This is a genomic window from Cognatiluteimonas profundi, from assembly GCF_009792795.1.
Lineage (GTDB): Bacteria > Pseudomonadota > Gammaproteobacteria > Xanthomonadales > Xanthomonadaceae > Cognatiluteimonas > Cognatiluteimonas profundi.
Map to the genome: position 1 here is coordinate 515964 of NZ_VKHQ01000003.1, position 22983 is coordinate 538946.

Consider the following 22983-nt stretch of genomic DNA (forward strand, 5'->3'; position numbering starts at 1 on the left):
ACAGTCCTCAAAGCTTGGTTGCGGCGAGCTGGGTCGCCAGTTGGGCGATCGACGGCTCCATCAAATCGGTCAAGGGCTTGGGCCACAGGCCAATGAACAACACCCCGGCGGCGAACACGCCCAGCACGATCCACTCGCGCGGATTGATGTCCGTGAGCTCGGCGACATGCGCATTGGCCACGTCACCCCAGATCACGCGCTTGGTCAGCCACAAGGTGTAGGCAGCGCCGGTGATCAGGGTCGTCGCGGCGGCGAACGCCAGCAACGGGTGCTTCTGGAAGCTCGCCAGGATCACCATGAACTCGCCGACGAAGCCGCTGGTACCCGGCAGCCCGGAGTTGGCCATGGCGAAGAACACCATGAACGCCGCGAACCAGGGCATGACGTTCGCCACGCCACCGTAATCCCGGATCATCCGGGTGTGCATTCGGTCGTACAGCACGCCGACGCAGGAGAACATCGCGCCCGAAATGAAGCCGTGCGAAATCATCTGCACCATGGCGCCGGAAAGGCCGAGGCGCGCGGCGTCGACGTTGCCGAAATCGCGCACCAGCCCGAACGCGATGAAGGTACCCAGCGTCACGAAGCCCATGTGCGAGATCGACGAATAGGCGATGAGCTTCTTCATGTCATCCTGGACCAGCGCGACCAGGCCGACATAGATCACCGCGATCAGCGACAGGGCGATCACCACCCAGGCCCAGTGGTGTCCCGCGTCGGGAAGGATCGGCAAGGTGAAGCGCAGGAAGCCGTATCCGCCGATCTTCAGCATGATGGCCGCAAGGATCACCGACCCGCCGGTGGGCGCCTCGACGTGCGCGTCCGGCAGCCAGGTATGCACCGGGAACATCGGCACCTTGACCGCGAACGCGACCAGGAAAGCAAAGAACAGCCAGGTCTGCTCGCCCATCGTCAGCGGCAACGCGACCATGTCGGACAACTGCCAGCTGCCACCCTTCAGGTACAGGTAGATCAGCCCGAGCAGCATGAACACCGAGCCCAGGAACGTGTACAGGAAGAACTTGATCGACGCGTACACGCGGCGCGGGCCGCCCCACACCCCGATGATGATGAACATCGGGATCAGCATCGCCTCGAAGAACACGTAGAACAGCATCGCGTCGAGCGCCGCGAAGACGCCGATCATCACGCCTTCGAGGATCAGGAACGCCGCCACGTATTGGCTCGCACGTTTTTCGACCGAGGTCCAGGCGCCGATGAGGACCAGCACCGTGGTCAACGTCGTCAGCACGATCAGTGGCACCGATATGCCGTCGACACCGAGGTGGTACTGGATCGCGTAGGCGGGGATCCACTGCCGCAGTTCGACGAACTGCATGCCGGCACCGCTCATGTCGAAGCCCGTCAGCAGCGGGATGCTGAGCGCGAACGTCACCAGCGCGGTGGCCAGCGCCAGCCATCGCGCCGCCTGCGCGCGGCCATTGCCGAGCAGCATGCAGAGCGCGCCGCCAAGGGTCGGCAGCCAGATCAGCAGGCTCAACAAGGGAAATGCACTGTGCAAGGGCTCGGGGCTCACTGCGCGGGTCCTTGGTCGGTGGTTGCGCCAGCAGGTCTCATGGAACAGGTGTTCATTGCCAGAACCTGATGATCACGGCGAGCATCGCGATCAAGCCGAGGATCATCGCGAACGCATAGTGGTAGAGGTAACCGGACTGGGTCTTGCGCAACAGGCCGGCGGCGATGTCGATGACGCTCGCGCTGCCGTTGACGAACACGCCGTCGATCACCTTTTCGTCGGTGGCGCGCGACAGCCGGCCCAGCAACAGGCCGCCGCCTGCAAATCCGCCGATCCAGAGATCGTCGGCTCCGTATTTCCGCTCCAGGATCCGTACAGGCAGCGCAAACAGCTTGCGCGCCTTGACGTGCAGCTCGGGCTTCCACCAGTACATGACGGTGGCCAGCAGGAATCCCGCCAGCGCCAGCCAGAAGGCCGGCCCCATGAATCCTGCGAGCGCGTACGCAACCGGCCCATGGAACTCCGCGGCGAGCTTGCCCACGACGTCATGCGCAGCCGGCACATCGATCGATCCGAGGAAGAACGGAAGCTGCTTGTGCTGGCCGAGCACGTCGGTGCCGAACAGCATCGGACCAACCGTCAGGAAGCCGATGACCACCGACGGGATCGCCAGCAGCACCAGGGGAACCGTCACCACCCACGGCGATTCGTGCGGATCGTGCGCGTGGTCGTCATGGCCATGGCCGTGGTCGGCTTCATGCTCGTGCGCCAGCTCGGCTTCGTGCTCGACCGAGTCCGCCTCCGGCGCGACATATCCCGCTGGTGCGGCGTCGTGCCAGCGTGGCGTGCCGAAGAACGTCAGGTACAACAGCCGGAAGCTGTAGAACGCGGTCACGAACGCACCGAGCAGTACCGCGTAATAGCCGTAGGTCGCGATCCAGTCGTGTGCCTCGTGCGCATGCTCGGCGGCGGCCTCGATGATCGTGTCCTTGGAATAGAACCCGGCGAAGAACGGCGTGCCGACCAGCGCCAGCGTGCCGACCAGGCTGGTCCAGAACGTGATCGGCATGAACTTGCGAAGCCCGCCCATCTTGCGCATGTCCTGCTCGTGGTGCATGCCGATGATCACCGAGCCCGCGGCCAGGAACAGCAGCGCCTTGAAGAACGCATGCGTCATCAGGTGGTAGATGGCGGCCGAATAGGCCGACACGCCCAGTGCGACCGTCATGTAGCCAAGCTGCGACAGCGTCGAGTAGGCCACCACCCGCTTGATGTCGTTCTGGACCATGCCGATCAGGCCGGTCCAGAAGGCGGTGGTCGCACCGATGAACAACACGAAGTTCAGCGCCGTGTGCGACAGCTCGAACAGCGGCGACATGCGCGCCACCATGAAGATGCCGGCCGTGACCATGGTCGCGGCATGGATCAGCGCCGAGATCGGGGTCGGGCCCTCCATCGAATCCGGCAGCCACACATGCAGCGGCACCTGCGCCGACTTGCCCATGGCACCGATGAACAGGCAGATGCAGATCAGCGTCGGCACCGACCAGTCATGGCCGGAGAACACCGCGACCGTCGTATGGGCGATCGTGGGTGCGTTGGCGAAGACGGTGCCGTAATCGAGCGAGCCGAACCAGAACAACACGCCGGCGATACCGAGCAGGAAACCGAAGTCGCCAACGCGATTGACCAGGAACGCCTTGAGGTTGGCGAAGATCGCGCTGGGACGCTTGAACCAGAAGCCGATCAACAGGTAGGACACCAGGCCGACGGCTTCCCAGCCGAAGAACAGCTGCAGGAAGTTGTTGGCCATCACCAGCATCAGCATGGAGAAGGTGAACAGGCTGATGTAACTGAAGAATCGCTGGTAGCCCGGGTCATCGGCCATGTATCCGATGGTGTAGATGTGAACCAGCAGCGACACGAACGTCACCACGACCATCATCATCGCGGTCAGGTTGTCGATCATGAAGCCGACGTTGGCGTGCAGCCCGCCGACCTGGAACCAGGTGTAGACGTTTTCATTGAACGGCTGCGCGCCCTGCACCACCAGCTGCCACATGACCCACGCCGACAGCGCGAAGCTGGTGGCAACGCCAAGGATGGTCACCGACTGCGCGCCAACGCGTCCCAGCGGCTTGCCGAACAGGCCGGCCAGGATCGCGCCCAGCAACGGCGCGAGCACGATCGCCAGGAGGACCGCATTCGAGATTTGATGTACGACGCCCGGCATCGGTCAGCCCTTCAACGTGTCGATGTCGGCCACGTCGATCGTGCGCCGGTTGCGGAACAAGGTCACCAGGATGGCCAAGCCGATCGCGGCTTCCGCGGCCGCCACGGTGAGGATGAAGAACACGAACACCTGCCCCGCCGCGTCGCCCATCTGGCGCGAGAACGCGACGAAATTGATGTTGACCGCGAGCAGCATCAGCTCGATGCACATCAGCAATACGATCACGTTCTTCCGGTTGAGGAAGATGCCGGCAAGGCTGATGCAGAACAACGCCGCGCCCAGGGCGAGGTAATGGCCAAGCGCCAGGCTGGTCATGGCCGTCGTCATGGTGTTGGCTCCTGCGGATCGGCCGCGGGAGGTATCGGCTGGGCCGATGCCATCTTCACCATCCGCAGGCGATCCCCCGGGCGGACGCGCGACTGCGCCGCTGGATCCTGGTGCTTCGCGCCGACACGGCGACGCAGCGTCAGCATCACGGCCGCGATGACCGCGATCGTCAGGATCACGGCGGCGACCTCGAAGGGCAGCAGGAAGTCGGTGAACAGCGAGCGCGCGAGCCATGTGGTGTTGGGCACGTCGCCACCGCCGGTCGCCATGGCGACGTTCTCGCCAAACGGCGTGGAGGTGCGCGCGCGGATGCCGATCAGCACCAGCATCTCCACGAGCATGGCGACGGCCACGATCAGGCCGACGGGAAGATAGCGGACGTAACCCTCGCGCATCTTCGCCACGTCGATATCGAGCATCATCACGACGAACAGGAACAGCACCATCACCGCGCCGACGTAGACGAGCACCAGGGCGATGCCCAGGAATTCGGCACCGGCGAGGATCCAGGTGCAGGCCACCGTGAAGAAGGTGAGCACGAGGAACAGCGCGGCCTGCACCGGGTTGCGAACGCTGATGACGGCGACCGCGGACATCACGGTGGCCGCGGCGAAGGCATAGAACGCGAGCAATGGGTAATCCATCGGGTCCTCGGTGCTGCGTCAGCGGTACGGGGAATCGGCGGCACGCCGTTCGGCGATATCCGCCTCGAGGCGGTCACCGATGGCGAGCAACTGCGGCTTGGTGACGACGTTCTGGCCACGCTGGTCGAAGTGGTACTCCAGCAGGTGGGTTTCGACGATGGAGTCGACCGGGCAGGACTCTTCGCAAAACCCGCAGTAGATGCACTTGAACAGGTCGATGTCGTAACGCGTCGTGCGCCGGGTGCCATCCGCGCGCTGCTCGGAGTCGATCGTGATCGCCAGCGCCGGGCACACGGCCTCGCACAACTTGCAGGCGATGCAACGCTCTTCGCCATTGGGATAGCGGCGCAGGGCATGCAGGCCGCGGAAGCGCACCGACTGCGGGATGCGCTCCATGGGATACATGACCGTGTATTTCGGCTTGAACAGGTATTTGAACGTCAGCCACAGGCCCTGACCAAGCTCGATCAGCAGCAGGCTTTTGAAGTAGTGGGTGATTCTGCGCATCAGATCCTCGCCATCAGCGGCCGGCCTCGAACACGCCGTAGTACGCCATCAACGCCGTCGCGAAAATCCAGACGATCGTGATCGGAATGAACACCTTCCAGCCCAGCCGCATGATCTGGTCGTAGCGGTAGCGCGGGAACGTCGCCCGGAACCAGATGAAGCAGCTGGCGAAGAAGAACACCTTCGGGAACAGCCACCACCAGCCGTCGACGGACGCCACCGGGATGCCCATGCCGTGGAACGGACTGAGCCATCCGCCGAGGAAGAAGATCGAGGCCAGGAAGCTGACCAGGATCATGTTGGCGTATTCGGCCAGGAAGAACAGCGCGAACTGCGAACCCGAATACTCCACCATGTGGCCGGCGACGATTTCGGACTCACCCTCGACGACGTCGAAGGGCGCGCGATTGGTCTCGGCCACGCCGGACACGAAGTACACCACCAGCAATGGCAGCAGCGGGAGCCAGAACCACTCGAACAGCCCGGCGTTGCCCGCCTGCGCCATCACGATGTCGGTGAGGTTGAGGCTGCCGGCCGCGATCAGCACGCCGACCATGGCGAAGCCCATGGCGATTTCGTAGCTGACGACCTGCGCGGCGGCGCGCATCGCGCCCAGGAACGCGTATTTCGAATTGGATGCCCAGCCCGCGATGATGATCCCGTAGACGCCCAGCGACGTCATCGCCAGCAGGTACAACAGGCCCGCATTGGCGTTGGACAACACGATCTTCGCGTCGAACGGCACCACCGCCCACGCGGCGAACGCGGGAACCAGCGTGATCAGCGGCGCCAGTACGTACAGGACGGGCTGCGCCTTCGCCGGCTGGATGACTTCCTTGAACAGCAGCTTGAAGACATCGGCGAATGCCTGGAGGATTCCCCGCCCCACGTACATCGGTCCGTGGCGGACATGCATCCAGCCAATCAGCTTGCGTTCCCAGACGACATAGAAGGCGACGGTGATGATCACCGGCATGGCGATCGCCAGGACCTTCAGCACGATCCAGACCAGCAGGCCCGCGGCGCCGAAAGACAGCAGCCAGTCGCGGAAGGGGTCGAACAGCGGCGCGATCTGCATCATGCGCTTTCGACCTCCACGCGCGCGGACGACAGGGCGGCCGTGGCGCCATAACCCGACTCGACCCACACACAGCCTTCCGCGACCTTGTCGGTGATGGCGACGGGCAAGGTTGCCGTGCCGTTGTCGTTGCGGATCTTCGCAACGGCGCCGTCGGTGATGCCGGCCTGCCGGGCAGTGTCGGGATGCATGACCGCGCGTGCGCCGAGCGTCAGTGGATGCGCCTGCAATGCCGCGGCACGACGCACGACGCCGTCGGTGCGATAAATGGCCTGCGACACGGCGACCTCGAGCCCCTTGCCGGCCGGCGCCGGCAATGCATGCCTGGCGACCGACACCTCGCGCGGCTGCAGACTGTCGCGCAGTCCCGGCAAATCCGTGAACGTGAAGCCGGCCGCGTCGAGCATGCCGCCAAGTGCGCGCAGCACGCGCCAACCCGGTTGCGCCTGGCCGGGCAGCTTGCCGCCGGCAACCGCTCGTTGCTCGTGGCCTTCGAGGTTGGTCAGCGTCGCGTCGATCTCCGGCAACAGGCCGATCGGCAGGATCACGTCCGCCACCGCACGCGTCGAGGCGCAGGCGAAATGGCTGAAAGCGACAACCTGCGCACTGGCGAGCGCCTGCATGGCCTGGCCCTGCTCGGCGAAATCGAGGCCTGGCTCGACGCCATACAGCACGTAGGCGCTGCGACCTTCGCGCAGCATCTGCCGCGCATCGCGCGAAGCCGGAAGCACGCCGGCGCGCGTCAGACCGATTGCGTTGGCACCTTGCGGAATGCGGCACAACGCCGCGCCCTTGCCTGCTGCGAATCGGGTCGCGGCGGCACGGATCGCGCTTGCGTGCGGGCCAGCCTCGGCGACCGCACCAATCAGGATCACCGCATTGCTGGCTTCGCCGAGGTCGACCCTGGCCAGCGCGTCGGCCATCTGCGACGGCGGCACGATCTGCTTGCTGGCGATGTCGAAGGTGAAGTCGAAATCAATCGGGCTGACGACGTGGACCTTCGCCCCCGACTGCACGGCCTTGCGCACGCGCGCATGCAGCAGCGGCAATTCAAAACGCAGCTGCGAACCGACGATGACGATGGCATCGGCCTTGCCGATGTCGGCCAGCGATCGGGCGAAGGGTTCGGCGACCGCGCCGTCGGATAGGTCGAGTTGCGAGATGCGGTGGTCGATGTTTCCGGTGCCCAGCGCCTCCGCGAGGCGGGCCAGCAATGCGCCCTCCTCGTTCGAGGTCGATGGATGCACCAGGATGCCCAGCTCGTCGGCGCCGTTGTCGCGCAGGATCTGCGCCGCGCGCGCGAACGCCTCGTCCCACGTCGCCGGCCGCCACTCACCGCCATCCTTGATCAACGGCTGCGTCGCGCGGTCCTCCGCATACAGGCCCTGGTGCGAGTAACGATCGCGGTCCGACAGCCAGCACTCGTTGACCGCTTCGTTGTCGCGCGGGACGGTGCGCAGGATGTCGCCGCGGCGCGCATGCAGGAACAGGTTGCTGCCCATCGCGTCGTGGTAACCGAGCGACTCGCGGGCGATCAGCTCCCAGGGGCGTGCGCGGAACCGGAACACCTTGTTCGTCAACGCGCCAACGGGACAGACGTCGATGACGTTGCCCGACAGCTCGGTCGACAGCGGCTTGCCGTCGTAGGTGCCGATCTGCAGGTTTTCACCGCGCAGCATGCCGCCGAGTTCGTAGGTACCGGCGATCTCCGCGGTGAAGCGGACGCAACGCGTGCACTGGATGCAACGTGTCATGTCGGTGGCGACCAGCGGACCGAGGTCCTCGTCGGCGACGACGCGCTTGCGTTCGCTGAAACGGCTGACCGAGCGGCCATAGCCGAGTGAGAGATCCTGCAACTCGCACTCGCCACCCTGGTCGCAGATCGGGCAGTCGAGCGGATGGTTGATCAGCAGGAACTCCATCACGTTGCGCTGCGCCTTGAGCGCCTTGTCGCTGCGCGTGCGGACCTGCATGCCTTCCATGACCGGCGTGGCACAGGCCGGAGCCGGCTTGCCCATCTTCTCGACGTCGACCAGGCACATGCGGCAATTCGCGGCGATCGCGAGCTTGTCGTGGTAGCAGAAGCGCGGAATCGGGATGCCGGCCTTGTCGGCGGCATGGATGATCATCGAGCCCTTCGGCGCGGTCATCGACACGCCATCGATCTCGATGGAGACATGGTCTGGCGGCGTCGGCGTCACCGGTTGCGCGCTCATGCGGCCACCTGCTCGATGACGTTGCCTGCGCGCTGGTCATCGACCAGGAATCGCCGGTTGACGATCGCGTACTCGAATTCGTTCCAGTAATGACGCAGGAAGCCCTGGACCGGCCACGCTGCCGCCTCGCCGAATGCGCAGATCGTGTGGCCTTCGATCTGGCCAGCCGCGGCTTTCAGCATCTGCAGGTCGTCCAGCGACGCCTGGCCATCGACGATGCGCGTGAGCATGCGATACATCCAGCCGGTGCCTTCGCGGCAAGGGGTGCACTGCCCGCAGGACTCGGCGTAGTAGAAGCGTGCGATGCGCTGGCAGGCGCGGACCATGCAGGTGGTTTCGTCCATGACGATGACAGCGCCGGAGCCAAGACCCGAGCCGGCCTTCTGCAACGCGTCGTAATCCATGGTCAGGCCCATCATCGTGTCGCCCGGCAGCACCGGCATCGACGACCCGCCGGGGATCACGGCCTTGAGCTTGTGTCCGTTGCGCACGCCACCGGCGAACTGCAGCAGGTCCGCGAAGCTCGTACCGAGCCGTACCTCGTAATTGCCCGGCCTGGCGACGTGGCCCGATACCGAGAACACCTTGGGTCCGCCATTGTTGGGTTTGCCCAGGTTGAGGAACCACTCCGGTCCGTTGCGCACGATGGCCGGAACCGATGCGTAGGTTTCGGTGTTGTTGATCGTCGTCGGCTTTCCGTAGAGGCCGAAGTTCGCGGGGAACGGCGGCTTGTAACGCGGCTGGCCCTTCTTGCCCTCCAGCGATTCCATCATCGCGGTCTCTTCGCCGCAGATGTAGGCGCCCGCACCGAGCACGTTGTGGATGTCGATGTCGATGCCGCTGCCAAGGATGTCCTTGCCCAGCCAGCCGTTCTTGTAAGCCTCGGCCGTCGCCTCTTCCAGGTGCTCGAATGGCTCGTGGTGGAACTCGCCGCGCAGGTAGTTGTAGGCGACGCTGCTTCCGGTCGCATAGCAGGCGATCGCCATGCCCTCGAGGACGGCGTGCGGATTGAACCGCAGGATGTCGCGGTCCTTGGCGGTGCCGGGCTCGGACTCGTCCGAGTTGCAGAGGATGTACTTGGTGCCCGCGCCCTTGGGCATGAAGCTCCATTTCAGGCCGGTCGGGAACCCTGCCCCGCCGCGGCCACGCAGTCCCGACTGCTTGACCATGTCGACGACCGCCGACGGCTCGATCTTCTGCTCGAGGATCCTGCGCAGCGCGCTGTAACCACCGGTCTTCAGGTAGTTCTCGTACGACCACGGCTTGTCGAAATGCAGCGTCGTGTAGACGACGTTGTGTTCCTGCGGGGCCGGACCGACCGGGCCAGCGCCGCCTGCCGGATGCGTGTGTTCGTGCGCCATGCCTGCTGCCTACTTCAAGCCGTCGAGCAACTCGTCGACCTTGTCGGTGTCGAGTTTCTCGTGGTAGTGACCATTGATGACCATCATCGGCGCGCCGCAGCACGCCGCGAGGCATTCTTCTTCGGGCTTGAGGAAGATGCGGCCGTCGGCGGTGGACTCGCCGAGCTTGCAGCCGAGCTTCTTCTCCGCATGCGCGACCAGCGCCTCGGCGCCGTTGAGCCAGCAGCTGATGTTGGTGCAGAAGGCGACGTTGTTGCGACCTACCGGATGGGTCTCGAACATCGAATAGAAGGTCGCGACTTCGTAGGCCCACACCGGCGGAATGCCCAGGTACTTCGCGACGGCGGCGATGAGTTCATCGCTCAGCCAACCACCGTTCTGCTCCTGCGCGGCGTGGAGTGCCTGCAGGACCGCCGAACGCTTGCGGTCGGGCGGGAATTTCGCGGTCCAGTGGTCGATATGCGCGCGCGTGGCATCCGTCAACGCGACCAGCGGATCGACATTGCGCGCTGCTTCGAAGTTTCCCGTTGCCTTCATCGATCGATCTCGCCAAAGACCACGTCATAGGTACCGATCATCGCCACCACGTCGGCCAGCATGTGGCCTTTCACCACTTCGTCCATCGACGACAGGTGGGCGAAACCCGGGGCGCGCACATGCATGCGGAACGGCTTGTTGGCGCCGTCGGACACGAGATAGCAGCCAAGCTCGCCCTTCGGCGCCTCGACCGCGCAGTAGGTCTCCCCGGCCGGCACGCAATAGCCTTCGCTGAACAGCTTGAAGTGGTGGATCAAGGCTTCCATGTCGTCCTTCATTTCCGCGCGCGACGGCGGCGCGACCTTGAAGTTGTCGAGCATCACCGGACCCGGGTTCGCCTTCAGCCACGCGACGCACTGCTGGATGATGCTGGCCGACTGGCGCATCTCGGCGACACGCACCAGGTAGCGGTCGTAGCAGTCGCCATTCGTACCGACCGGGATGTCGAACGCGACCTCGGCGTACTTGGCGTAGGGCTGCTTCCTGCGCAGGTCCCATTCGACGCCCGAACCACGCAGCATCGGGCCGGTCATGCCCCAGGCGAGCGCGAGATCCGGCGGGATCACGCCGATGCCGACGGTGCGCTGCTTCCAGATGCGATTGTCCGTGAGCAGCGTCTCGTACTCGTCCACGCGCTTGGGGAAGTCGAGAGCGAATGCGTGCAGGTAATCGAGCATCGAACCATCGCGCCACTCGTTGAAACGCTTGAGCTTCTCGCCCTTGCGCCACGGGGACTCGCGATAACGCGACATGGTTTCGGGAAGATCGCGGTACACGCCGCCGGGGCGGTAATACGTGGCGTGCATGCGTGCGCCGCTCACGGCCTCGTACACGTCCATGAGCTCTTCGCGCTCACGGAAGGCGTAGAGGAAGACGGCCATGGCGCCGAGGTCGAGCGCGCTCGATCCGATCCACATCAGGTGGTTCAGGATGCGCGTGATCTCGTCGAACATCGTGCGGATCCACTGCGCCCTCGCCGGCGGCTCGATCCCCATCAGGGTTTCGATGGCACGCACGTAGACGTGCTCGTTGCACATCGGCGAGACGTAATCCAGGCGATCCATGTAGCCGATCGACTGGTTGAACGGCTTGGACTCAGCGAGCTTCTCGGTGCCCCGGTGCAGCAATCCGATATGCGGATCGGCGCGCTGGACGACTTCGCCGTCCATTTCCAGGATCAGGCGCAACACGCCGTGGGCCGCCGGATGCTGCGGTCCGAAATTGAGCGTGTAGTTGCGGATTTCCTTGTGCAGTTCGGCCGAATTGCTGGCGAAGCCGAGGCTGGCTGGCTGGATGACCGTGCTCACCTGGTGGCCCCCGCCGGCGTGGGCGTCGGCCCGGTGGACGGAAGCGCCGCGTCGGCGGGTCCCAGCGTGCTGGCGATTTTCAGGTCGTGGTCCTCACCCGCAGCGGTCGCATAGCGGGCGTCGTCGCGGATCACGCGCGGTACCAGGACGCGCGGCTCGACCGAGGTGACCGGCTCATAGATGACGCGCTGGCGCTCGGGGTCGTAGCGCACCTCGACGTTGCCGATCAAGGGGAAGTCCTTGCGGAATGGATGGCCGACGAATCCGTAATCCGTGAGGATCCGGCGCAGGTCAGGGTGGCCGCTGAAGATGATGCCGAACATGTCGAATGCTTCGCGCTCGAACCAGTTCGCCACCGGCCACAGGTCGGTCACCGAGGGGATCACGGGAAGCGAATCATCCGGCGCGAAGCAGCGCATGCGCAGGCGCTGGTTGTGGCGAACCGACAGCAGCTGCAGCACCGCGGCGAAGCGGCGCTCGGGCACCAGCGTGTCGATCGTGCCTTGCGGCTCCGCGGACTGTTCGCGCAGCACGTCGCCGTAGCGCAGGCGGCCGGTGCTCCGGCCCTCGACGCCACGGGAAAATCCTTCCGACGAGACATCGGTGTCCCACTCGTCGCTGCCATGGCCGAGGTAGTCCATCCCGGCGACATCGATCAACTGCTCGAAGCCGAAATCGTCGCGCAGCTGGCGGCAGGTGTCGTGCCACGCATCGGCTTCGACCACCATGCCGACTTCGCCACGGGGCTCGTCGACGCGGACGACGGCATCGGCGAATCGCTGGCGCAGGCGCGTCGCGAAGGCGGAAGCCGATTCCCTCGGCAGATCGGGCGTCATTCGCGCAGTCCCGTCTTGACGGCGCCGAAGTTGGTCGCGCGGCGGATCTTCTTCTGCAACTGCAGGATGCCGTAGGTCAGCGCTTCAGCGGTCGGCGGGCAGCCGGGCACGTAGATGTCGACCGGCACGATGCGATCGCAACCGCGCACGACCGCGTACGAATAGTGGTAGTAGCCGCCGCCGTTGGCGCAGCTGCCCATCGAGATGACCCATTTGGGGTCGGGCATCTGGTCATAGACCTTGCGCAAGGCCGGCGCCATCTTGTTGACCAGCGTGCCGGCGACGATCATCACGTCCGACTGTCGCGGCGATGGACGAAAGACCACGCCGAAGCGGTCCAGGTCCAGGCGCGCGGCGCCGGCATGCATCATCTCGACCGCGCAGCACGCCAGGCCGAAGGTCATCGGCCACATCGAGCCGGTGCGCGCCCAGTTCAGCAGCGCATCGGAACTGGTGGTGACGAAGCCACGCTCGAGCAGCGGGTTTCCGCTGTCCGGGATGAGGATGTCATCGACCCGGCCTTCCGGCAGCGGGTTGTTCATCAACCCATCGATCGTCTGCCTCACTCCCATTCCAGCGCTCCCTTCTTCCAGACGTAGGCGAAGCCGATGACCAGCAACGCCAGGAACACGCCCATCTCCACCAGCCCGAACACGCCGAGTTCGCGGAACACGAGTGCCCAGGGAAACACGAAGGCGATCTCGAGGTCGAAGACGATGAACAGGATGGCGATCAGGTAATAGCGCACGTCGAACTGCATGTGCGCGTCCTCGAACGCGGGAAACCCGCATTCGTAGGGCGACAGCTTCTCGGCCGTCGGGCGCTTGGGGCCGAGGACATTGCCGATGACGATCAGTGCCACACCGATTCCGGTGGCCACCATCAGGAACAGCAAGGTCGGCAGGTATTCGGCCAGCACGCGCGTCCTCTCGATTGGCTGCAGCGCCCGCGTTGCCGCGGGCGGTCGAAACTAATGGTGCCAAAGGGGGACTCGAAAAGTCGACCTAAGGCCTTGTTTGCGCAAACCATCCGGCTCGCGCTCTTTGAAATCTACCCCCAAACCTACCCCCACGATGCGCCCGCTAGGCGGTCGGCAATGTGCAGGGGCGAATGAGGCGGTAGCCGCATAGTTTAAAGAGCGCCGCCAAATCACGCCAGCCCAGCAAGCGCTACGCCAGCAGCTATACACGGCTCACTTACGGGATCTGCCTCCTGGCCCGGTTTGGCCGACTGCCGCCTTCATGCGACCTCGCGCGCGGGCGCGTACTCGTCAGCAAACTTCACGGATGGCAGGGCTAGTGCGCGACCGGCCTTCTCGCCGCGCGCCGACAGGACCAGCAGCCTATGCACATACCGCCCTGCCGCAACCTACCCTCTTGCCGGCGTTAGAGCCCACCTCCTCCAGCCGGCGCGCCCCAGATTGCATGAGGTAGCACCAGGGTCGAGCTCGACCACCTGGAAAACCTTGCCGCTTCGTTATCCACCGCTCCACGAATCGGCGGCCTTGCGCCAGGCTGGCCGCTTGGGCCACCAAGGTGCATCCGCGCCACGTCACTTCCGTTTGGTAGTGCCGGCCATTCGGTTTAACGGTAGCAACGCACACATATCGGAAATGGAGGAAGGCCCGATCCTCATAATCGATCCAGCGGTAGTCTTGTCGGAGCATGCCCAGAGCTTATGGACGGGCGTCCCATGTTTTGCGACAGTCCAGCGCGGGGGCGCAAGCGGCGCCAGGGCAGAGGGGGCGCGTGGACACAAAGCTAAAGGCCGGTGCCGTGTTCAAACCAAACGGACTCCACCGCGATGCCACCATTGATGGAGATCCGCCGAATTATCTCTGGTGCTTGCATTGTGAGCGTGCCTACGTTCGTGGCGAGTACCGCCCGGTGCGTGACCTGCAAATGTGCCCTTATGCCGACTGCGCTGGAGACACGGTGATTGATGCTTGGGCTTGGGAGTCAATCCGAGAGGAGAACCCAACCTACCCGGAGAATCCAGTTGAGGGTGTCGTCTACCCTATGTATGGCAAGGCCGTGCCCTAACAATTCATTCAAGCCGAAACCGCTTGGCGGTTCGGCTGTCCTTAGCTACGCGGCGACAGAAGCGTTTAAGCGCTGCCACACTTCTTCGCGATGCACGGGCACGTCCATAGGGGCTTGAATGCCGAGCTTAATCTGCCCGCCTTGGACAGCGATGACGGTCACCGTAATTTCGTTTCCGATAGCGATTGTCTCGCCCTCCTTGCGCGTAAGAATCAGCATTTTCACTCTCCTTGTGTGAGCCGCCATCGTAGCCGCCTGGCTATAGCTTGGGAATGTCAGAAAATCCCTACATGCCATCGGGGCTTGGGCTGACTAGTTGGGCCCCTATTTCCGCGCAACCTACTACGGCTGGCAACGTGCATATCTCTTCAAGGTCATCTACGCGCACGGGGGCCGTAGGGATGCGGCCCTGCCGTTAAGCTTAAATGTGCCGACGAAGGCCGTGGCAATGGGGATCGTTTGAATCCATCAACAGGAGAAGAGACATGAAATACGCATTGCTTGGGTTTGCTCTGCTCGCCTTCACTGGCGTCTCGTTGGCTCAGTCACATCAAGTCAAAGGGTACGTCCGCAAGGACGGAACCTACGTTGCCCCGCATCAGGCGTCGAACCCAAATGCCTACCGCTACGACAACCGCAGCTCACAGACGAATGGCGGCACCCAGCGGGACGAATACAGCGCAAAGCCCGCAACGAATAAGCGCAATCCGAGCTACGGCGCTTACGACAACGATAACGATGGGAACCCAAACTCGTCCGATTCAACACCTAACAGTAATGACAACAACTAAAATTTAGGCGCCAAAAAGCCCGCTTCGGCGGGCCAGTTTCAGTGGGGGTCTCGAAACACTAGAGGGGGGTATCGCTTGAGCTTAAGCATGCAAGGGAAATCCGCTTGGTTGCGCGCCTCAGACGTGGTGGCGCTCGGCGTCGGCCTGGCTACCGGACTATTTTTACTCGGCACCTACGGGGGGCGCTTTCCGCCGGAATACTCGCTTGTCGTCAACGTGGCGTTTCCGCTCGCGCTTACGGCTTGCTGGTACCTAGTGGCGCGCGACCTGTCTGCCAAATTGGCGGCCCGTAGCCCAGGCAAATCGCATGCGGGGCTTGCGGCATTGCTCGTAGGCGCCAACGTCGCGACCTTTCTTCTAATCGCGGCCATCGTGGGCATGGTCAAGTGAGGTCGGCAGCGATTGCGTCGTCGCTCTTGCTGGCGCTGGCGAATCACCCTGCCCTCGCCACCCAACCGCAATGCGACGCCATCAGTGATGCTGCCGATCAAGTCGAAACAGCCGTGGATGACCTCAACGACTGCATCCGGCGCGCAGATTACTCCGATGACTGCTCACTGCAAGCGCGCGACGTGCGTGACTCGACCGACGAATACGAGGAAGCGATCTCGACGGCCGAATCCGATTTTAATGGAGAAGCCGAAGACGTCTGCCGCCCGAAGTCTAAGGCTTATCACCTCTAGCGGAAGTCGGGCTACGATTGGGTTCACTGAAGCGCGCAGATGCAATCTGCAAACGCGCGCATATCCTGGGGAGGATGGAATGGATCGGAAACTAGCTGGATTGATGTTGCTGGCACTTTCAGGCTGCGCTTCAAACTCAGGCGTGGTCGCAATGGGGCCGGACACATATTTTGTCAGCCGCCAAGCCGCGACCGGATTTACCGGGGCGGGATCACTTAAGGCCGATGCGATGGCGGAGGCTGGGCGGTTTTGTACTAAGCGCGGGGAAACGGTTCAAGTGGTGAACGTGACCGAGTCGCACCCCCCTTACATACTCACAAACTTTCCCCGCGCTGAACTAGAGTTTCGTTGCACGAAGGAGGTCCCTTCGTCATGAAGATCCCTTTCTTGCTCGCGGTTACTGCAATTGCAGGATGCGCCAGCACAAGTGCACCCGTTGCGGTGGGGCCTGACACTTACACGCTGTCCATTTCACAGATGGGCGGGATGAAGAGCCACGGATCGGTGCGCGCCGATGCACTAAGAAAGGCTAACGAGCATTGCGGCAGCCTTGGGAAAACGATGGTGTTGCAGACTTCGGAATCCAGCGGCGCACGTGGCTGGACACCGATTGAGGAGGCTGTCACTTACAGGTGCCAGTAACGGCAAGGGGACCAACCCCAGTGCTGGCAACTTCCGCTATCAGCCGCTCTGCATGGATCTCTGCCCATCGATTTGCCATGCGCAGGGCGAGCGCCTTGCTTGCCAGCACTGAGGTTCCCCGACAAGCCCAATCCTTATGCCGGTTGGTCGTTGTGCACCAGCCGGCGCCATCCACACGCGGTGACACCAGCACCACCTCTTTCCCATACATGCCACCGATGCGCAGGCACAGCTTCCCGGATGCTTGGAAGTCAGGGAACCAGGCGAAGTCGGCCGCGAGAGTCATCGCTAATTTTAAAGAGAAAACCGCACGGCGATCACGCCAGCGATTGGCCCCTTACCTGGGTCTCTGCCGGTGCTGTTTCAGGTTCGCCAGCGCGCGCAGCTTTCCCTCTGGCGTCCGGGGACCCGTCGCGCATCCGCCGTGCCACTTGCACCGCTGCTTGCCAGGCTGACTCTTAGCCTGGCACGGTTTCCCATCACGATGCCGTCGGGCGCCGCAGATTACGCGCCGGCTGGCCTGTTTCGCCCTGTTCTCAGCGAGCCACGATTCCCCCCAGGACGGCAGATCGCTACCGAACTCACGCGCGGGCGCGCGTATGGCAGCAGAAATTCCGGCAGCATCGGCCGAAGTCATTGGCGCCTCTACTTCGCCGTACTTTATTCCGGTCAACTCGGCCCACTCGATGACGATGGCATCGATAACCCCGCTGTTTGTGCATAGCGGTAGATAAGGCCCCCGTTTGGAATCGATCGCCGCCAGTGCCTGCGGACTTGGCGTGTAGTCGATGCGAACCAGGCGTGCGCGACGTGCGCGTTGCATTTTGGCCAGGTGCGCGCGGTCCTTGGACAGATAGCCATCGCTCATCCGATCTTCCTCCCCTGTTCGAGCTTGTTAGAAGTGCAGATCCACCAGCCCGTATTGGGCAAGCGGCGAGCCGTTGCGGCGTTGCGCACCCTAGGGAACGCAACGACGCAACGACGGGTCAGGCGGCATCCCGGAGCTTGTCCAAGCGACGCTTTACTGTTGACTTGTCACAGCCCACCACCTCGGCAATTTTTGCCAAACTTAAGCCCTGGGCTTGCAACTCCAGAAGCTGGCTATGGTCTTCGGCTTCCGTCAAGCGCCAGGCCATGCGGCCATCATCGCCAGTGATCAACTGCGCCTCGACAGGTGCAACCGCGTCGCCATATAGCGAGCGAGCCTTGTCAAAGTGCACAGAGAAACGCGCGCCTTGCTCGGGTCGGTAGTCCGTCGGCCGTTGCAGCTTGATCACAACGTCAAGCAGATCTTCCCGTTTGCTCGTTCCGCGCTGGCTGCCGCCCTTCCCCGCGTGATGGATGAAAATCAAGGTTCGGCCCTGCGCCCGCTGCTTGATCGCCCATTGCCCGACTGGTTCCCAGCCTTCTGCCTCGTTTTCCTTGGCCCCATGAATGAGCGAGCTCAGGTTGTCTAGGATGATGACGCGGGCATTGCCCACCTGTCCGCCGATTACGCTTTGCCCGTCGGCATCGCCCAGGTTGGGCATGTCGTTGAACGGCTGCACGTCGCGGGATACCACCCGCAGCATTCCGTTTTCCGGCTCCCTTCCGGTGGCCTCGAACAAGGCTCGCCAGCGCGCTTGCATATCAGGCGCAGGCATTTCGCCGTCAACGTATAGGACTGGCGTGGGCTTCGCGGCAGTCCATTGCAGGAAGGCGCCGCCTGTCGCCAGGGCGTGTGCTATGTGCATGGCGAAATGCGTTTTGCCCACTCCGCGCGCCGCATAAATCATGGCTAGCGATGCCGACTCCAGCCATGGCGACAACAACACCTCGCGTGGTGGAATGTCTAAGCGGATGAAGTCTCGAACATCATGCACGGCCAGCGCCGGCGCATCGGTTGCCCACTCTTTCATGGGGCACCCCCGACCCTAGCCGGTGCGGCGTGGCATGGGCCTTGCGCGCGAGCCGGCGCACGTTGGGCACGGGGTTGCATCCAAAATCCGCGATCGGTCCTTCGCCAGTTGTGCGCCTCCAATTCCTCAAGGCTCATGCAACGGCGGCTTCCATTGCGCCGCCCGATCTCGGCATAAGCGCCCAGGCGATGCCGCTCAAACTCGCGCGTGCCGGTGAAGTAAAGGCCACAGGCGGCACACTGGCAGCGTCCCCCGGTCAATCGCGGGACGCTCACGCTTCAGCCTCGCGCACGCGGGCGATGCCGTGGGAAACGACGGTAGATGCCAGGCAATCCGCCGCTGCATCGAGCAGGTCGGCCGCATCCACCATTCCGGGCTCTGGCGTGTCCGTAGCCCGCGCGTATCGGGCCAGGTGCAGGCGAGCCAGGTTGACGGAAGACAACACCCTAGCTCGCGCCTGCGCTCCCTCCGGGCTATGCTCCGCGTGGCACGGGCCTAGCGCCTTTGCCCTCTCGCCTCGATTCCCATCGGTCGCCAAACTTGCTGGGGTCGAGGCGATTTCATTGGGCCGGATCATGCGGGCCCCTTCGCATCGCGCGCGGCGATGCGGTCTGCTATCCAGCAGTCCACTTCGAGAGCGCTCCACGCGCTGGCCCTGGTTCCCAGCTTGCATGGGGCAGGAAAGGTCGGCGGATTGGCGGCGATGCGTCGGTAGATTTCGGACCGCGACAGCCCGGTGCGGGCTTTAACTTGCGGCAACCGTTCAAGGATCAAGGCGCCCGTTGCGGATGCCGTTAGGTAGTTGCGAGTCATTGTGTGTCTCCCCAAGCCGTGGCGGGATTGCCTTCGGCTTGGGAAGTGATGCTGGCCGCCTGAGAGCCACGTGGCGCCCCTGAGCTAGCACATGCCGGCGTTAGCTAGCAGGTGCCTGTTTTACGTAGCGCTGTGAGCCATTTGCGGGCGGTATCAGGGGCAATGGCATGCCCTCGCCGTGCTAGCTCGGTATGAAACTGGACCGCCGTCCAACCCTTCCGATTAGCTTCCGGCCAAAGGCCACGCGCGGCTTGCCTGGTGATCTGTTTTGGATCAGCTGCCAGCCGCCCTTGCGCGCCTTTAGCAGCAGTTGCACGACGAGCCTTGCCGGCGCGCTTGACGGCAATTCCCATTAACACTTCGCACAGTGTCGCTAGATTTCGCGCGACCCCAACAAGATCAATTAGCTGGCGCTTTGCCTGCTCTTCGCTTAAATCTCCAACCATTGCACCCACGTCGCGCGGCTTATATTTGACGCGCAATTTCGAGCGACTTGCAAAATAATCACGCAAGAGCGCAGTTAGATCTAAGGAAAAGTCGTCGCATATTGCAGCTAGCTCAACCCAAATAGGCGATATGGGCCGCCCATTTTCCATCGACTCCCTAATCCACCTAAGTTCTAAATCGTCCAGTGCGTTCCTCGCATACGGTCGCTTCACACGGTGCCCCCCCTAGTGCCCTTAAAAGAGCCGCCCCAGCGCCGCTTGGTCACGGCGTCTTTGCCCCGTCGGGCTAGGCGCGGTTATGCGGTCATTTCGCCTGGCGCTTGAACGCAATCACGTTAGCGCCTTTTTTCAACTGGTCCAGATAGTCGGCCCATGCCTGCATCATTGTCGTGCGCTCGGCCATGTACTGCGCGCGGTTGTAGGCGGCCCGGACGTTGTTGCGCTCGGCGTGCGCGAGTTGACGTTCGATCACGTCGGGTTTCCAGCCCATTTCATTCAAGCGCGTCGATGCCATCGCGCGGAAGCCATGCCCCGTCATCGTGTCCTTGTCGTACCCCAGCCGCCGAAGTGCGCCATTGACCGTGTTTTCGGACATGGGGCGGTCGCCCGTGCGCAGGCTCGGGAAACAGTAGCGACCGCGTCGGGAAGGCGTCGGGCCGGTCAAGGGTTGCAACTCGCGAAGGATGGCGACGGCCTGCGACGGCAGCGGCACGGCATGGGCCTCGCGCATTTTCATTTTGCCGGCGGGGATCCTCCACATGGCGGCATCCAGGTCGAGCTCGGCCCACTCCATTGCCCGCAGGTTGCCTGGGCGAGCGAACAGCAGCGGAGCCAGCTTCAGTGCGGCCAGCGTTACGGGCTGCCCGGTGTAGGTGTCGATGGTGCGCAGCAAATCGCCCACGTCGGCGGGGTCAGTGATCGCCGCGCGCGCCGTGGAAGTAACCGGGGTTAGGGCGCCGCGCAGGTCGGCCGAGGGGTCGCGATCAGCGCGGCCCGTGGCGATGGCGTAGCGAAACACCTGCCCGATGCGCTGCTTCACCCGGCGCGCCGTTTCATGGTGTCCGCGCGTCTCGATTACTCGAAGCACCGCTAGAACGTCCGGGGCCGCGATTTCAACCATGGGCCGGCTGTCCAGCTTGGAAGCCATGCCCAACAGCCACTCGGCCTTGGTGGCGGTGACTGGTGCCAGCGTGGCCCGTTGCTTGTCCAGCCACTCAGTAGCGATGGCGCCAAAGGTGTTGGCAGCGGAGAGGGATGCACGGGCCTTGCCCGCCTTGCGCTCAGACGACGGGTCGCGGCCATCCCGCAGCAGATCGCGGGCAGCATCGCGACGCTTGCGTGCCTCAGCCAGCGTGACCTCGGGATGCACCCCAAAGGACAACAGGCGCTCCCTGCCGCCGTGGCGGTACTTCATGCGCCAGTAACGGCCAGCTGGCATGACGTGCAGGAACAGACCGCCGCCGTCGAAATGCTTGCCCGGGCCTGCGGCGCGGATCGCCAGAGCCGTTAGCTTGCCGGAGTCATTCGCCATGACCTACCCCCAAATAACGGCGCCCTGCCGTCCCCTACCCCCAAAGCTACCCCCACGTACCCCCGGCTGCAATGGGCCTCGTTGGGACGCCTCAGGAACACAAGGCAACAAAAAACCCGCCTCATCAGCGGGTTAGGTGTTGATTCAAGGAGTTTTGGACGCCTTGGAATCGTTACATGGTGCCCAAAGGGGGACTCGAACCCCCACGACCTAAGTCGCTACCACCTCAAGGTAGTGCGTCTACCAATTCCGCCATCTGGGCAAAACGTTTGTGGCCATCATGGCCGCTGCGCCGGCGTTCCATGCCGCGCGCTTGAAGCGTTGGATCAGGTGCGATGCAACAGGTTGCCAGCCGTGGCGATCAACCGCCCGAAGCCGGTTTTGCCGGAGCCGGCGGTTGCGCAGGGGTCGTTGCCGCTGGCGCCTGCTGCGCCGGCGCGACCGGGACGCTGGATGCCGGCGCCGCCGCGGGGGCCTTCTCAACGGGGACGCCGGGAACGGCACCGCCGGAAGCAGGCGCCTGCGCGGGCGTCGCCGGAACCTGGGCCATGACGCCAAGGTCCTGCTGCGCCGGGGTCGGCTGCGCCTTGTGGGTCGCGTACCAGGCCATGAACAGGCTGATCACGAAGAACGCCACGCCAAGCCACTTGGTGCTCTTGGAGAGGAAGTTCGACGATCCTCGCGACCCGAACACGGTGGCCGAGGCCCCGCCGCCGAAGCCTGAACCCGCCTGCGCACCGGCACCGCGCTGCATGAGGATGAGCACGATCATTCCGATCGCGAGCAGGACGTAAATCACGTTGAGGGTCAACAACAGCATTTGCGAATTCTCTATTGGGCCGCGTCAGGCGCCGCCGCGGCCGCGATGGCGAGGAAATCCGTGGCGATCAGTGAAGCGCCACCGATCAGCCCGCCATCGACATCCGGCTGGGCGAACAGCGCGGCGGCGTTGCCGGGTTTACAGCTGCCCCCGTACAGGATGGGCAGCGAGCCAGCAATTTTAGCATCGCGGGCAGCGACTTCGCCACGAATGAAGGCGTGGACCTGCTGCGCCTGCTCCGGCGAGGCGGTCAGGCCGGTGCCGATCGCCCACACCGGTTCGTAGGCAATGATGGCGCCGGCAAGGGCTTCGACCCCGCCCAGGTCGAACAGCGGCTGCAACTGCCGCTCGATGGTGTATTCGGTCTGGCCGCCCTCACGCTGCTGCAGGCTCTCGCCCACGCACAGGATGGGCCGCAGCCCGGCCGCGCGGGCGGCCATGAACTTCCGGGCGACCAGTTCGCTCGACTCGTGGTGGTACTGGCGACGCTCCGAATGACCGACCAGGCCATAGCGGGCGCCGACATCGACCAGCATCGATGCGCAGACCTCGCCGGTGTAGGCGCCCTGCACGTTGGCGCTGACGTCCTGCGCCCCGAACGACAGCATCGCGTAATCGGCAGCCAGCTCGCCCAGGTAGGGCAGCGGCGGCAGGATCACCAGCTCGACTCCCTGGGGCAGTGGCTGCGCCACCAGCGCATCGAGCAGGCCATGCGCAAACACGCGATCGCCGTGCAGCTTCCAGTTGCCGGCCACGATCGGTGGACGTTGCGGTGATCCCATGTGCATTCCTGG

At 63.8% G+C, this 22983-nt stretch carries 25 protein-coding genes, 1 tRNA gene and 1 pseudogene; 4 read left to right on the top strand and 23 right to left on the bottom strand.

Features of this window, described 5'->3' with window-relative positions; genetic code table 11:
* Positions 1-7: 7 nt before the first annotated feature.
* From GST15_RS04375 to csrA, 14 genes and pseudogenes are all read right to left on the bottom strand, one after another.
* Positions 8-1522 carry an NADH-quinone oxidoreductase subunit M gene (locus GST15_RS04375; protein ID WP_159016447.1) on the bottom strand — a complete coding sequence of 505 codons (1515 nt, stop codon included), beginning with the start codon at positions 1520-1522 and terminating at the stop codon, positions 8-10.
* 67 nt (positions 1523-1589) lie between these two features.
* Entirely contained in the window at positions 1590-3710 is a 2121-nt protein-coding gene (gene nuoL, locus GST15_RS04380) for an NADH-quinone oxidoreductase subunit L (protein ID WP_159016017.1), read from the bottom strand.
* Positions 3711-3713: 3 nt separating this feature from the next.
* Entirely contained in the window at positions 3714-4025 is a 312-nt protein-coding gene (gene nuoK / locus GST15_RS04385) for an NADH-quinone oxidoreductase subunit NuoK (protein WP_159016448.1), read from the bottom strand.
* Between the two features lie 8 nt (positions 4026-4033).
* On the bottom strand, positions 4034-4681 hold the full coding sequence (locus GST15_RS04390) for an NADH-quinone oxidoreductase subunit J (protein WP_159016018.1): 648 nt from the start codon (positions 4679-4681) through the stop codon (positions 4034-4036).
* 18 nt (positions 4682-4699) lie between these two features.
* Positions 4700-5188, bottom strand: coding sequence for an NADH-quinone oxidoreductase subunit NuoI (gene nuoI / locus GST15_RS04395; protein WP_159016019.1), 489 nt, complete (start codon positions 5186-5188; stop codon positions 4700-4702).
* A gap of 13 nt (positions 5189-5201) precedes the next feature.
* Entirely contained in the window at positions 5202-6269 is a 1068-nt protein-coding gene (nuoH, locus tag GST15_RS04400; RefSeq protein WP_159016020.1) for an NADH-quinone oxidoreductase subunit NuoH, read from the bottom strand.
* Positions 6266-8482 (bottom strand): NADH-quinone oxidoreductase subunit NuoG, encoded by a 2217-nt coding sequence (nuoG, locus tag GST15_RS04405; protein ID WP_159016021.1) that lies wholly within the window; start codon positions 8480-8482, stop codon positions 6266-6268. Before nuoG ends, nuoH begins: the two co-directional genes overlap by 4 nt.
* Entirely contained in the window at positions 8479-9843 is a 1365-nt protein-coding gene (gene nuoF, locus GST15_RS04410; RefSeq protein WP_159016022.1) for an NADH-quinone oxidoreductase subunit NuoF, read from the bottom strand. Before nuoF ends, nuoG begins: the two co-directional genes overlap by 4 nt.
* A gap of 9 nt (positions 9844-9852) precedes the next feature.
* The gene (gene nuoE, locus GST15_RS04415; protein ID WP_159016023.1) at positions 9853-10380 is read right to left on the bottom strand and encodes an NADH-quinone oxidoreductase subunit NuoE; all 528 of its coding nucleotides are present in this window, start codon (positions 10378-10380) and stop codon (positions 9853-9855) included.
* Positions 10377-11675, bottom strand: coding sequence for an NADH-quinone oxidoreductase subunit D (locus GST15_RS04420; RefSeq protein ID WP_199268724.1), 1299 nt, complete (start codon positions 11673-11675; stop codon positions 10377-10379). Before GST15_RS04420 ends, nuoE begins: the two co-directional genes overlap by 4 nt.
* A 104-nt stretch (positions 11676-11779) precedes the next feature.
* A pseudogene (locus GST15_RS04425) lies at positions 11780-12523 on the bottom strand (NADH-quinone oxidoreductase subunit C); the annotation flags it as partial.
* Positions 12520-13095, bottom strand: a complete 576-nt coding sequence (locus GST15_RS04430) for a NuoB/complex I 20 kDa subunit family protein (protein WP_159016025.1) — start codon at positions 13093-13095, stop codon at positions 12520-12522. The gene GST15_RS04430 and the pseudogene GST15_RS04425, both read right to left, overlap by 4 nt.
* On the bottom strand, positions 13086-13442 hold the full coding sequence (locus GST15_RS04435) for an NADH-quinone oxidoreductase subunit A (RefSeq protein ID WP_159016026.1): 357 nt from the start codon (positions 13440-13442) through the stop codon (positions 13086-13088). The genes GST15_RS04430 and GST15_RS04435 overlap by 10 nt, the downstream gene beginning before the upstream one ends.
* A gap of 1168 nt (positions 13443-14610) precedes the next feature.
* A complete protein-coding gene (csrA, locus tag GST15_RS04440) occupies positions 14611-14784 on the bottom strand; it encodes a carbon storage regulator CsrA (RefSeq protein WP_159016027.1) in 174 nt (57 codons plus the stop codon).
* A gap of 266 nt (positions 14785-15050) precedes the next feature.
* Between csrA and GST15_RS04445 the strand changes: the two genes are divergently transcribed.
* From GST15_RS04445 to GST15_RS04460, 4 genes are all read left to right on the top strand, one after another.
* Positions 15051-15356 (top strand): hypothetical protein, encoded by a 306-nt coding sequence (locus tag GST15_RS04445; protein WP_159016028.1) that lies wholly within the window; start codon positions 15051-15053, stop codon positions 15354-15356.
* An 87-nt stretch (positions 15357-15443) separates the two neighbouring features.
* Entirely contained in the window at positions 15444-15746 is a 303-nt protein-coding gene (locus GST15_RS04450) for a hypothetical protein (RefSeq protein ID WP_159016029.1), read from the top strand.
* 113 nt (positions 15747-15859) lie between these two features.
* Positions 15860-16039, top strand: a complete 180-nt coding sequence (locus tag GST15_RS04455) for a hypothetical protein (RefSeq protein WP_159016030.1) — start codon at positions 15860-15862, stop codon at positions 16037-16039.
* Positions 16040-16411: 372 nt separating this feature from the next.
* A complete protein-coding gene (locus GST15_RS04460) occupies positions 16412-16681 on the top strand; it encodes a hypothetical protein (RefSeq protein WP_159016031.1) in 270 nt (89 codons plus the stop codon).
* 337 nt (positions 16682-17018) lie between these two features.
* On the opposite strand, the gene GST15_RS12790 is transcribed toward GST15_RS04460, so the two are convergent.
* The 9 genes from GST15_RS12790 to tpiA form a co-directional block, all read right to left on the bottom strand.
* Positions 17019-17549: an HGGxSTG domain-containing protein gene (locus GST15_RS12790; RefSeq protein WP_199268709.1), complete on the bottom strand. Its 531-nt coding sequence runs from the start codon at positions 17547-17549 to the stop codon at positions 17019-17021.
* A gap of 118 nt (positions 17550-17667) precedes the next feature.
* On the bottom strand, positions 17668-18579 hold the full coding sequence (locus GST15_RS04470) for an AAA family ATPase (protein WP_159016032.1): 912 nt from the start codon (positions 18577-18579) through the stop codon (positions 17668-17670).
* Between the two features lie 271 nt (positions 18580-18850).
* Positions 18851-19024, bottom strand: a complete 174-nt coding sequence (locus GST15_RS04475) for a hypothetical protein (protein WP_159016033.1) — start codon at positions 19022-19024, stop codon at positions 18851-18853.
* Between the two features lie 128 nt (positions 19025-19152).
* Positions 19153-19392: a helix-turn-helix transcriptional regulator gene (locus GST15_RS04480; protein WP_159016034.1), complete on the bottom strand. Its 240-nt coding sequence runs from the start codon at positions 19390-19392 to the stop codon at positions 19153-19155.
* Positions 19393-19496: 104 nt separating this feature from the next.
* The gene (locus tag GST15_RS04485) at positions 19497-19988 is read right to left on the bottom strand and encodes a hypothetical protein (RefSeq protein ID WP_159016035.1); all 492 of its coding nucleotides are present in this window, start codon (positions 19986-19988) and stop codon (positions 19497-19499) included.
* Between the two features lie 154 nt (positions 19989-20142).
* Complete coding sequence (locus tag GST15_RS04490; protein ID WP_159016036.1) at positions 20143-21369, bottom strand: tyrosine-type recombinase/integrase; 1227 nt, start codon at positions 21367-21369, stop codon at positions 20143-20145.
* Between the two features lie 177 nt (positions 21370-21546).
* A tRNA-Leu gene (locus tag GST15_RS04495) sits at positions 21547-21631 on the bottom strand.
* A gap of 99 nt (positions 21632-21730) precedes the next feature.
* Positions 21731-22189: a preprotein translocase subunit SecG gene (secG, locus tag GST15_RS04500; protein WP_159016037.1), complete on the bottom strand. Its 459-nt coding sequence runs from the start codon at positions 22187-22189 to the stop codon at positions 21731-21733.
* An 11-nt stretch (positions 22190-22200) separates the two neighbouring features.
* On the bottom strand, positions 22201-22971 hold the full coding sequence (gene tpiA, locus GST15_RS04505) for a triose-phosphate isomerase (protein ID WP_159016038.1): 771 nt from the start codon (positions 22969-22971) through the stop codon (positions 22201-22203).
* Between the last annotated feature and the right edge of the window lie 12 nt (positions 22972-22983).

What these genes read in the sequence shown, in the direction of transcription:
- GST15_RS04390 (WP_159016018.1), bottom strand. Translation starts at nt 4,681, where the DNA reads ATGGATTACCCATTGCTCGCGTTCTATGCCTTCGCCGCGGCCACCGTG.
- GST15_RS04430 (WP_159016025.1), bottom strand. Translation starts at nt 13,095, where the DNA reads ATGGGAGTGAGGCAGACGATCGATGGGTTGATGAACAACCCGCTGCCG.
- nuoH (WP_159016020.1), bottom strand. Translation starts at nt 6,269, where the DNA reads ATGATGCAGATCGCGCCGCTGTTCGACCCCTTCCGCGACTGGCTGCTG.
- csrA (WP_159016027.1), bottom strand. Translation starts at nt 14,784, where the DNA reads ATGCTGATTCTTACGCGCAAGGAGGGCGAGACAATCGCTATCGGAAAC.
- GST15_RS04480 (WP_159016034.1), bottom strand. Translation starts at nt 19,392, where the DNA reads ATGACTCGCAACTACCTAACGGCATCCGCAACGGGCGCCTTGATCCTT.
- nuoF (WP_159016022.1), bottom strand. Translation starts at nt 9,843, where the DNA reads ATGGCGCACGAACACACGCATCCGGCAGGCGGCGCTGGCCCGGTCGGT.
- nuoG (WP_159016021.1), bottom strand. Translation starts at nt 8,482, where the DNA reads ATGAGCGCGCAACCGGTGACGCCGACGCCGCCAGACCATGTCTCCATC.
- GST15_RS04460 (WP_159016031.1), top strand. Translation starts at nt 16,412, where the DNA reads ATGAAGATCCCTTTCTTGCTCGCGGTTACTGCAATTGCAGGATGCGCC.
- nuoL (WP_159016017.1), bottom strand. Translation starts at nt 3,710, where the DNA reads ATGCCGGGCGTCGTACATCAAATCTCGAATGCGGTCCTCCTGGCGATC.
- tpiA (WP_159016038.1), bottom strand. Translation starts at nt 22,971, where the DNA reads ATGGGATCACCGCAACGTCCACCGATCGTGGCCGGCAACTGGAAGCTG.
- GST15_RS04450 (WP_159016029.1), top strand. Translation starts at nt 15,444, where the DNA reads ATGCAAGGGAAATCCGCTTGGTTGCGCGCCTCAGACGTGGTGGCGCTC.
- GST15_RS04470 (WP_159016032.1), bottom strand. Translation starts at nt 18,579, where the DNA reads ATGAAAGAGTGGGCAACCGATGCGCCGGCGCTGGCCGTGCATGATGTT.
- GST15_RS12790 (WP_199268709.1), bottom strand. Translation starts at nt 17,549, where the DNA reads ATGAGCGATGGCTATCTGTCCAAGGACCGCGCGCACCTGGCCAAAATG.
- nuoK (WP_159016448.1), bottom strand. Translation starts at nt 4,025, where the DNA reads ATGACCAGCCTGGCGCTTGGCCATTACCTCGCCCTGGGCGCGGCGTTG.
- GST15_RS04490 (WP_159016036.1), bottom strand. Translation starts at nt 21,369, where the DNA reads ATGGCGAATGACTCCGGCAAGCTAACGGCTCTGGCGATCCGCGCCGCA.
- secG (WP_159016037.1), bottom strand. Translation starts at nt 22,189, where the DNA reads ATGCTGTTGTTGACCCTCAACGTGATTTACGTCCTGCTCGCGATCGGA.
- nuoE (WP_159016023.1), bottom strand. Translation starts at nt 10,380, where the DNA reads ATGAAGGCAACGGGAAACTTCGAAGCAGCGCGCAATGTCGATCCGCTG.
- GST15_RS04485 (WP_159016035.1), bottom strand. Translation starts at nt 19,988, where the DNA reads ATGGAAAATGGGCGGCCCATATCGCCTATTTGGGTTGAGCTAGCTGCA.
- nuoI (WP_159016019.1), bottom strand. Translation starts at nt 5,188, where the DNA reads ATGCGCAGAATCACCCACTACTTCAAAAGCCTGCTGCTGATCGAGCTT.
- GST15_RS04445 (WP_159016028.1), top strand. Translation starts at nt 15,051, where the DNA reads ATGAAATACGCATTGCTTGGGTTTGCTCTGCTCGCCTTCACTGGCGTC.